We start from the raw sequence: 10,064 nt of genomic DNA, 5'->3' as shown, positions 1-10,064 counted from the left end.
ATGTTTCACCCCAATTTTTTCAAAATCGGAATGATCGCTAACGATTGATCTGGAATTCAAATCATGGACACACATAAATGACGACGATCCACTGTGAATCCACGTTTCAATAAGTTATGCAGCAGATCAATAATCGACATAAATTTATCCTTCCAGGTTATTATTTTAGAAAGAAATTTTATGCTCAGACCGGCTTGATCTTATTTTTATCTGAATTCCATCCAACAATATTGTTTTTTAATGATATTTTGTGGGGATACCTCAGGGACAGACCACTGTTTTACTGACAGGCAGAGGACTTACCGTAAGCTGTCCGTTATGAACTGGAATCGGGGCTAGTGGATGAAATCCGGCGGGCAACGCATGGCACAACGCGCTGGGCAATGAACGCTTCGCGGCGCAGGTATCGGCGGTCTTGGGGCAACGGGCAGCACTCGGCAAGTCTGGACGGCCGCGCAAGGTTGTAGAACCAGAATCCAGTCATCTGTTTCTCACATAACTGGAAACCGTAGTCTGTCCTCTATTCTGTTATGGCATGTGATCATAAAAGTCTCATCTGTCAGCTATAATTCTTGTGTGGCAGCATTCAGCACCAGGAACACAAAGTCTGCTTCCCTCTACCACGCAAATTCACGCTACCTGTTTTGCTTCGGCCTGGCGGTGTAACCTGGGCCGCCTGGGGCAATCGTAAGAATGAAGGGTAGAGGCAATTTCCCAATAGTAGCTGGGCATATTTAGATTCTATCAAGACCAGCAAATAGAGCGGCTTTGATTCCTTTCATGGAAAAAGATCACAGTGCACACTTTCCTGGATTAAAACAAATAAACTATTAAATAAAATTTTTTACCAATGACCGAGATTATGTAATGAGAAAAATCCTTTTTGCTGTTTGTAGTTGTTTAATACTATCTTCCTGTACATGGGTTAAGGTTACTTCGAAAGGTGAAGGCGTGCGTTTGGTGCAATCAGCCAGAGCAGTCGAGCCATGCAAAAAACTAGGAAGAGTTGAAACTAAAGTAGTCAGTAAAATAGTTCTTAACCGTGATCCAGAAAAAGTTGCAGGTGAACTTGCGGATCTTGCGCGTAATGAAGCGGCTTTGATTAACGGCGATACGATTGTTCCTGTTTCAGGGATTAATGAGGGAAGACGCAGCTTCAATGTCTACCAATGTTTTCCAGCTAGAACGTAATGATTGACACATTAATATCGATAATGTGTGGCGGTAACAATAAGAATAATAGGGGACAGACCATGGTTTTACTGGCAGACAAAGGGCTTGCCGCAAGCTGTTCCGTTATGAATTGGAGCCAGGTCTCTGGCAGATGAAATCCGGCGAGCGGCGAATGGCACAACACGCTGGGTAATGAACGTTTCGCAGCGCACGTATCGGCGGCCTTGAGGCGACGGGCAGCGCCCGGCAAGTCTGGACGGCCACGCAAGGTTGTAGAACCAGAATCCAGTCATCTGTTTCTCACATAACCGAAAACCGTGGTCTGTTCCTTATTCTGTCCGATGAATAGGATATAGAAACCTGTTTCTGAGCAATAACTCAATATCTTATAACATTATGACTGGTAGAAAAATATTTTCGTTCAAGAGCAACGACTTAGGTGTTCTAACGTTTGAATTGAGCGGCCTGCGCGGCCTTTCGCGCAGGTCCGCTCGAATGATGGGTTGGGCGGCATGCCGTCATTTCATCGCCCATAGGTCCAGAGCACCATATCGATCCTTCTCGGCGTCCATGCAGAAGTACCAAATGATTGGTTGTTTTCGTTCGCCTTTCGAGTGAGGATGCCGACCAGTAGGACGCCATCGGAGATGCTCAAATTTTCCGGATTCATCCTGGCAAGAACCGCTGCTTCGGGGAGGCCAGGAACCAACCGAAGCGCCTTCACAACAAACTGATCGACCGTTGCGAAGTGCTCGGGGTACATCAGTGAAAGTAAGCCAGATGCGCCGGCCGTTCCCAAGCCGCGAATTTTCTTCGCTGTTGTTATCCCTCTCCGAATGTCATTGCGATCGAGGCTCAGCAACTGTTGCCGCAAACTTTCCAGTTCATTGATTTCGCCACCGTCGAGGTACTTCCTAAGCTGAATGGTGGTAGTTGCGTACCGATTAGGAGCGGTGTATTTCCAGCGGAAGTACTCGTCGTGAAGAAAATTGTACCAACCCTGAGGCGTGAGGCTACAAAGCCTATTCACATCCAGCGCATCAAGCGCTCGCTCAAGTTCAACATTTCGCGGCTGAACAAATTGCCAGTAGCGCTCAAGCGAACGCTCCCACGCTTCGGATTCAGAGGACCGCCACAGATCAGCGATATTCATTGTGGGAGCGAAGGTGTCGGACACGGTAGGCTTCATGACGTCCAACGCCCGCGTAAAAGGCGCGAGCTTGCGAGTGTCCTATTTGACGCGTTTGTTAGCTGTCTTATCACCGAAATTTCTCCAGAAATTCTTGTAACGCTTTCTGAGGGTCATCTTCTTTTGAAGCAATCATATTAATACCCCACTGATCCAGTATTGCCTCTTGTATTGGATTTGGCCTATGGGTGAAAACATACGATCGAGGCTGGACGCCACCGCCATTATTAGTTTTCCACAGTTTGGCTAATTTATAGAATAAAAATCTCAGATTTACGTCGGCTAAGCTGTAACCAACAAATAAAACTGATTTACCAAGAACATCAGACCTAAGCTTTATGTCCAAAGGAGTTTCAAATTCAAGCCTTTCGTAATAGCTAGATTCATCCAAGACAATCGTATCGTCGTTATCGAAGTCACCATGAAATTTTATAATCTGCGTAACACCATCCTTTATTAAAGGAATATCAGATACACCTGCTATTTTTGTAAATCGCTTTTTATATAGTTCAAACGATTTTTCAATCCACCGATCATAGTTAGTTGTGTAGATAATCGGAAACTTTGAGTTAGCAATCAACTTGTGGATTTCCGAGCTAGCCAAGTTAACCTTATCTGAGTGCCAATTTGTATCCATCCAACTTCTGAGTGGACCGATACTACCTTTTTTAACTCGGTAGTATTCCGCCAAAGCTAAGCTTTCCCCAAATGACTTATATATTTCGGGGTCGTATCCGAGTTCTTTCGCAATATGATCAATTAACTCTGACCAAGTTGGGAGCCCAAGGTTTTTGGATACCCCAGCACCAACGAATAAGATTACGTTTCTTTCTCGATAGGAAGTAATTAGCTCATTCATTACAAGACCTCCCTCAACAAGAAGTCTCGAAACCTATCAAAAGCAATTTTCCTCATGGATATTTCGTTTTTCTTTTCACCCAGTTCAGCGAAAGTTTTGTCATACCCTTTTGGGATAAACACACAATCCCATTGGAAATCTCTATTCCCTCTCGGTTCGGCGGCGATATTCCCTTCTACTTCACCTTCAAAGACATGAATTTTCTTTGAATCACAAAAAGCAATAACCGTTTTTGCTGTTAATTCAGTATCGTCAAGACTGCCAAGCAGTTTTGAAAAGTTATCCGCTTTCAATTTATCCCAGAAAACCTGCGTTAGTCCGCCAGGAAACCCTTGCAAGCTACTAATATAAAGCCCTGTGTGCTCGATAAAAACAGGTCTCCCAATCATGTTAAAAGCCTTCAAAACCTTATCCCTGACAATGTCCTGGATGTCTTCGGTTTGAATCTCATGAATCTTTAAAGAAACATCCACTATTGAAACGCCTATGTCACCGAGAATTGCCTCAACTTCTCTGGCTTTGTGGGGATTCTTCGTGACAAATCTTATTTCCATTATCTCGCTCGATGTGCGATTTGACAGCTAACTAGAATTAGACGTCTGAAATGACGCAATCTATCACGTCAGAAACGAAATCTATTACGGTAAAGATCACGATATCTCCATAAGTTTTATGAAATTAGATTGATTTGGTTGCCATCATAACAAACCCTGCTATATCCACAAATATGTTGAATCAATCACGTCATTAGCATCAGGAATAAGACAAAGTCAGATTCATCATTCCTTTATTCTGCCAGCCGGCATCACAGGTTCTCAATCGGCACAGGCGCCATCTCTTCGGCCAGTTCAAACTTGAAGATGCGCGAGTAGAAATAGAACTCTGCCTCGAGCGCACGCTTGTTGTTCTCTGCTTTGACGAAACCATGCTGTTCTCCTGCAAAGGTGACATAAGCCACCGGCAATCCGCGGGTGCGCAGGGCGTCAAACATCATCTGTGATTGATTGGGCGGCACAATGGGATCATCGAGCCCCTGGATGAGGATCAGCGGGCAAGCGAGTTGCTCGATGTGATGAATGGGCGAGCGGGCGAGGTAAAGGTCGCGCCGTTCTGGATAAGCGCCAACCAGACCATCCAGGTAGCGCGACTCGAACTTGTGCGTGTCTCGCGCCAGCGCCTCCAGATCGCTGACCCCATAGTAACTGGCTCCCGCCCTGAACAGTTTAAAGAAGGTGAGCGCGCATAGGGTCGCATAGCCGCCCGCACTGCCGCCGGTGATGGCCAGCCGGCTGCCATCCACTACCCCTTGGCTCACCAGATGGCGCGCGCCGTTGACACAATCAGCGACATCTGCGATGCCCCATTGACCTTTGAGTCGCTCACGATAGGCGCGGCCATAGCCGGTGCTGCCTGCATAATTCACGTCCAGTACGGCAAAGCCGCGCGTCGTCCAATACTGAATGCTGTAACGAAAAACCGGTAGAGTAACGCCCGTTGGTCCGCCATGACTCATGACCAATAGCGGTGGCAGCTCCTCCGGCATGCCGATAAAGTCTCGATTTTTTGGTGGATAGAAGAATCCATGCGCGGTAAAGCCCTCATCTGTCGGAAACTCAAGGGGCTGAGCAATCGAGCAATAGCTAGGATCGAGCGTGATCTCCTGCACACGCCGCACAACCTTGATTTGTTCGGTCACCAAATCAAACTGTACCAAAGCGACAGGTTCAGTTGCAGAGCCGGCGATGAAAAAGACCTGTCCGGGTACGACGCGTACATTGCTGATGACGGTGCAGGGAAGATCAAACGGCTGAAAATTCAGGGTGCGCGTATCGAGGGAGGCCAGATGGTAATAGCCCTTTTGGGAATACGCGCAGATTAACTTGTCGGCTGATGCAAACCCAAAGGTAGACATCCCGAATTTCCACTGCGGCTCACCAAATTCAGCCTCCATCGGACACAGCGCTTCCACAGATCCGTTCTGTTCTTGCCAGCGATAGAGATTCCACCAACCTGTTCGGTCCGAGATAAAATACAGCATGCCATCGGGCGACCACTGCGGCTGGAATATCGATTCGGCTTTTCCCCCGGCCACCAAAGTGCGCCGACCCAGTGAACCATCCGCCAGCCATTCCGCGACCCACAGCTCAGTGCCATCCCATGGCATGTTGGGGTGGTTCCATGCCAGCCAGGCTAGCCGGGTGCCTTCCGGATTGAGGCGCGGCGTGGCGTAAAAGTCATTGCCAGAAACCAGAAGCTGCCCTTCGTCGTTACCTGTTGTGCGGATACTCACCAGTGCATTGACCGGCTGGGAAGCACCGGTGGTATGATCTTCGCGCACCACGATGATCCTGCCATGAGCCTCATCCAGGATCGCATCGGCGTAGCGCATGCCTGGCAGGCGGGTAAACAGCTCTGGTTCGGCGCCCGGCACTTGCCGATACATCTGTTGATCCGCGAAGTTGGAAAAATAGATCCCCCCACCCGCAGCGAGGTAGTCACCCCCACCGTACTCATGTACTCGAGTACGCACATTGTAGCCAGCAGGCGTTAGATCCATTGCCTGCTGATCGGATGAGCGGCAGACTATCACAGTGCGCCCGTCTGGGCGAGATTCGCTCCAATACAGCCTATCTCCATCCAGTTGGATGCCTCTAAGGCCAACAGATTTGGCAAACACATCATCCGCTGTGATAGGGGATTTCCAGGAACCATAAGTAGCCATCTGAGATGCCATTGTTGTTTCCTCTCGCTCAAGTGTGCATCGTTACGTTTATGGGGTGGCTGTCCGAGAAAGGGGGCGCTACCCTAAATTATTTTTTATTCTTTGGGCGTCCTGAGGGGCAGGATGCTTCATTGTTTATTTAAATGGGATTCCACCAGCAGTAAATCATCGGCCTTATCGACATCAATACCCGCTTCTGCAAAGGGGAGCCTGATCGCTTGTATCCTCACCCCGGTTCTTGCCGAAATATTTTTCAGCGCTTGCGTCAGCGTTAAATACCCAAACAGGTAACTCAATACGGCTCGCCAGCCAAGGACCCGGGCAATCAGTCGCCAAGGCTGCTTGCGTTGATCTTCAGCCCTTCGCCAAAATGAAATCAGCTCGCGGCCTTGATGATTAAAGGTATACAGGTTACAACCACAAAAATCCCCATCGCGTAAGCGTATGACTGTTTTCTTGCGATTGGGGAAAGCGGCTTTGATAATTTCATGATCGATCACACCCACCGTCACATCGCAATCAGCCGCACTCGATGCGCGCAGAAAATACCGCACAATTTCTGGCGTGAGTAACGCGTGGTCGGCTGTGGTCAGCAAAACGCGGGTCTGCTCATCCACTCTCGCCAGACCTTTTTCAGCACTGCGGCTAGGCGACGGCTCATTGGCGATCCAGGCGACCTGTCCGCTTTCGATACGCCTGACGAGCTCCGGGCATTGAGGCAGAAGCGCTTTAGGCGGGCCGCATAATAGGGTCGGTTGACTCATATGCGTCGCTGCCAATGCATCCAGCACACGAATAATCATCGGCGTGCCGCCAACAGGGGCAAATGCTTTACAGGTAACGCCTGCTTTGCTGGCAACCGCATCGTTTGTTGTGCGATCTGCAGCGAGCACTACAGCAGCATAGGATGTCTCTTGATTCACGCTCTCCCCCCAGTAATGAAGTGTTTTTTCATAAAGCCGGCATCGCTCCTATTCCATGCTGCCATTTAAGAAGCTGAATATTTCATCAAGTGTTTCATGGCAACAAGTTTTTATAAGGACCTACCCGATAATTAAGGTAGAGTATATGCTTGAAGCCATGTTATCAACTGTTACACAGCGGGGTCTACATGGAACGGCACCCTGAAGCACATACCACCCTGAAATGGCACGACTGCAGGATCGCGCTTGCGACCGAGTATAACAGCTCCTTTCGCTGGACTGCTCGCATGTACGGAAAGATACAGAGCCGAAGGCCATCTAATCGGCTGCATGCATGAAACTGCTGCTCATCTTTTCCCGTAGCGATCCGTGGCGCAGCGCGCTGGTGCTCGCAGCATTGGTCCTGGCTGCAGCGGTGGAAGGTTTTGGGTTTTCCACGCTGCTTCCGCTGCTGAGCCTCGCCAGTAACCAGCCGGCCACCGAACACTCAGCGCTCGGCCAGATAATGGGACCCTTGTTGTCGTATGCAGGGCTCCATCCGTCCACACCCGTTCTGCTGCTGGTCATTCTCGCAGCGTTGCTGATTAAGTCAGCGCTGTTGCTCGTCGCCAACCGCCAGGTCGGCTACACCGTCGCACAAGTTGCTACCGACCTTCGCCTGCGTTTGCTGCGCTCCCTGCTCAGCACGCGCTGGGCGTACTTCACGAGTCAGCCCGTCGGGGCGCTTGCCAACGCCTTCGCTGCAGAGGCCGCGCGCGCATCGCAAGCCTATTTGGCGGGCGTCACGATGGTATCGCAACTGATCATCGTCGCTGCCTACGCGATTGTCGCTGCCATGACTTCCTCGTCAGCGACTGCGGTGGCGATTTCGCTCGGCATCATCACCGTCTTGATCCTCAGTCACCTCGTCCGCATAACACGGGCTGCAGGCGCCCAGCAAACGGCACTACAGAAGGATGTCATCACCCGTCTCATCGACGTCTTTCGCGGCGTCAAGTTCGTCAAGGTCATGGGACGCGAACCGATCGTCGCACCGATGCTCATAAGCGAAACCGAACAGCTGAATGCCGCCCTGCGCCGTCAGGTGATCACCAAAGAAGCTGTCGCAGCGCTCCAGGATATGGCGCTCATGTCCTACGTCGCTGTCAGTGTGTATGTATGCATCGTCGTGCTCGGCCTCGACATTTCGCTGGTGTTCATGCTCGCGCTGGTGTTCATTCGCATGCTGACGAGCCTCAACAAAGCGCAGCGGCAGTACCAGGACATGGCCGAGAAAGAGAGCGCATACTGGTCACTGCTCTCAACCGTCGAAGCGGCCGAGGCCGAGCGCGAGATGATCACGGGCAACAAGACGCCGCACCTTTCACGTGGCATAGTATTGCACGATGTGCTCTTCGCTCACGACACGCACAAGGTCCTCGATGGCGTATCCCTTAACATTCCGGCCGGCAAACTCACCGTGCTCGTCGGCCCATCCGGCTCCGGCAAGACCACGATCATCGACCTGCTCGCCCGCCTGGCCAACCCGCAGTCAGGCGAGATCTCTGTGGACGACGTGCCACTCAGCGAGCTGGATGCAACCGCATGGCGGCGCATGATCGGTTATGTCCCGCAGGAAACGGTGTTGTTCAATGAGAGCATCGCGTTGAACGTATCGCTCGGTGATCCCGAAATCCGTCGCGCGGACATCGAAGAAGCGTTGCAGCGCTGCGGCGCGTGGCCATTCATCGAATGCCTGCCGCAAGGCATCGACAGCAGCGTCGGTGAGCTTGGCGCCAAATTCTCGGGGGGCGAGCGCCAGCGCATCGCGATCGCACGCGCGCTGGTGCGTCGTCCACAGCTCCTTATTCTCGACGAGCCAACTTCGATGCTGGATACCGCCAGCGAGAAAGCGATATGGCAGATGGTGGCGGGCCTGCGCGGCCCGGTGACAATTCTCGCGGTGTCGCACCAGCACACCCCGCTCGCCCTGGCTGACCACGCCTACCAGCTTGAGCACGGTCATGCCGTGGTGCTCCGCCCCGGCGAAGCGCTACGAGCCGCGACTTGAGCTGCGAGCACACGCAGGTACGCATCGACGCCGGGATCGATGCGGAAATACTCAGCCCGGCGCAGAAGCTTCGTACGATCCGGTGGCGCTGCGAGAACCGTGAGAATCGCTGAGGCCAGCACGTGGTCGTCATGAACCGGTACCAAGGGGCCGATCACGCCATCTTCGAGAATCTCGCGCGGTCCGCTCGGACAGTCTGTCGACACCACCGGACAACCGCATGCTAGCGCCTCGATCAGTACGCCAGGCAATCCCTCCCACGCCGAGGACAAAACGAGCATCGTTGCCTTCGACATCCACGCGAACGGATTGTCGGTATGACCCAGAAAAGCGACATCAGCATCGAGGCCGAGCTCGCGCACGAGTTTCTCGAGCTTGCCGCGTTGACGTCCTTCTCCGAGGATCACCAGATGCGCTGCACGTCCTGCGTGGATCCGCGCAAAGGCACGGATCAGCGTCGGGTAGTCTTTCTGTACGGTCAGACGCCCCACAGCAAGGATAAGCGGCACGTGAGCATCGGCGGCCCACGCATGATCAACCGGCTGCGCGGCAAGGCGTGCAATATAAGGGCCAACCACGGGGTTGTAGATCGTGGTCACGCGCTCGTCAGGCAGGCCGGTAAGACGCTGCACGTCGCGCGCGACGCCTTTGGATACCGCGATAATGTGGTCTGCCCACGGATAAACGACACCCAGCGTGTACCGCAGTAACCGACGGATCGCTTGCTGGAACAAGGGCCATTCATGGAGGTTAGCCGAGGGATAATTGCTCGCGCGCAGAACAAGGGGCACGTTCGTCTTGGAGAAACGGCGTGCAAAGAGGGCGACCAGATTGACATGACTCGCTCCCGACAGCAGCACATCCGGCTGCTCGTTCCGGAGATAGTGCGCCAACGCCGGAATGGCGCTGGCGGTGAGCAGTCCACGCAGGTTGATACGGCGATTGAGCCGCTCGAACAGGTGATGCCAGCCTTGCTCGAGCGTAATCACGCGCACGCCGGAGTGCAAAGTAACCCCGGCACTCCCGTTGGTGGAGACAACCACGAGATCCACCGCATGCCCCCTTGCGGCGAAGCCGTTGGCGAGCGTGAGGGCGCGATGTTGTGCGCCGCCACCGCGCAGAGAGTAGATGAACAGGGCGATCCTCAC

Annotated in this window: 8 protein-coding genes; 2 read left to right on the top strand and 6 right to left on the bottom strand. The window is 52.3% G+C overall.

The features are described 5' to 3' along the window. Positions 1-867 precede the first annotated feature (867 nt). Positions 868-1,191, top strand: a complete 324-nt coding sequence (locus BLP80_RS03145; protein WP_090540056.1) for a DUF4156 domain-containing protein — start codon at positions 868-870, stop codon at positions 1,189-1,191. 505 nt (positions 1,192-1,696) lie between these two features. Here the strand turns inward: BLP80_RS03145 and BLP80_RS03135 are convergent. From BLP80_RS03135 to BLP80_RS03115, 5 genes are all read right to left on the bottom strand, one after another. Then, the gene (locus BLP80_RS03135; protein ID WP_143002218.1) at positions 1,697-2,362 is read right to left on the bottom strand and encodes a hypothetical protein; all 666 of its coding nucleotides are present in this window, start codon (positions 2,360-2,362) and stop codon (positions 1,697-1,699) included. 70 nt (positions 2,363-2,432) lie between these two features. Beyond that, entirely contained in the window at positions 2,433-3,221 is a 789-nt protein-coding gene (locus BLP80_RS03130; protein ID WP_090540051.1) for an SIR2 family protein, read from the bottom strand. Next, complete coding sequence (locus tag BLP80_RS03125) at positions 3,221-3,775, bottom strand: non-canonical purine NTP pyrophosphatase (protein WP_090540049.1); 555 nt, start codon at positions 3,773-3,775, stop codon at positions 3,221-3,223. The genes BLP80_RS03130 and BLP80_RS03125 overlap by 1 nt, the downstream gene beginning before the upstream one ends. A 251-nt stretch (positions 3,776-4,026) precedes the next feature. Beyond that, positions 4,027-5,955 (bottom strand): S9 family peptidase, encoded by a 1,929-nt coding sequence (locus BLP80_RS03120; RefSeq protein ID WP_090540047.1) that lies wholly within the window; start codon positions 5,953-5,955, stop codon positions 4,027-4,029. Between the two features lie 116 nt (positions 5,956-6,071). Further along, positions 6,072-6,866 (bottom strand): nucleotidyltransferase family protein, encoded by a 795-nt coding sequence (locus tag BLP80_RS03115; protein WP_090540045.1) that lies wholly within the window; start codon positions 6,864-6,866, stop codon positions 6,072-6,074. 334 nt (positions 6,867-7,200) lie between these two features. On the opposite strand from BLP80_RS03115, the gene BLP80_RS03110 reads away from it, so the two are divergent. Then, positions 7,201-8,916: an ABC transporter ATP-binding protein gene (locus tag BLP80_RS03110; RefSeq protein WP_090540043.1), complete on the top strand. Its 1,716-nt coding sequence runs from the start codon at positions 7,201-7,203 to the stop codon at positions 8,914-8,916. Here BLP80_RS03110 and BLP80_RS03105 read toward each other — a convergent pair. Then, a complete protein-coding gene (locus BLP80_RS03105; RefSeq protein WP_218120357.1) occupies positions 8,868-10,064 on the bottom strand; it encodes a glycosyltransferase in 1,197 nt (398 codons plus the stop codon). The genes BLP80_RS03110 and BLP80_RS03105 overlap by 49 nt on opposite strands.

This window comes from Nitrosomonas sp. Nm132, from assembly GCF_900100485.1.
Taxonomy (GTDB): Bacteria; Pseudomonadota; Gammaproteobacteria; order Burkholderiales; family Nitrosomonadaceae; genus Nitrosomonas.
Note: the sequence above shows the minus strand (reverse complement) of the source record. Positions and strands in the feature narration are given on the sequence as shown.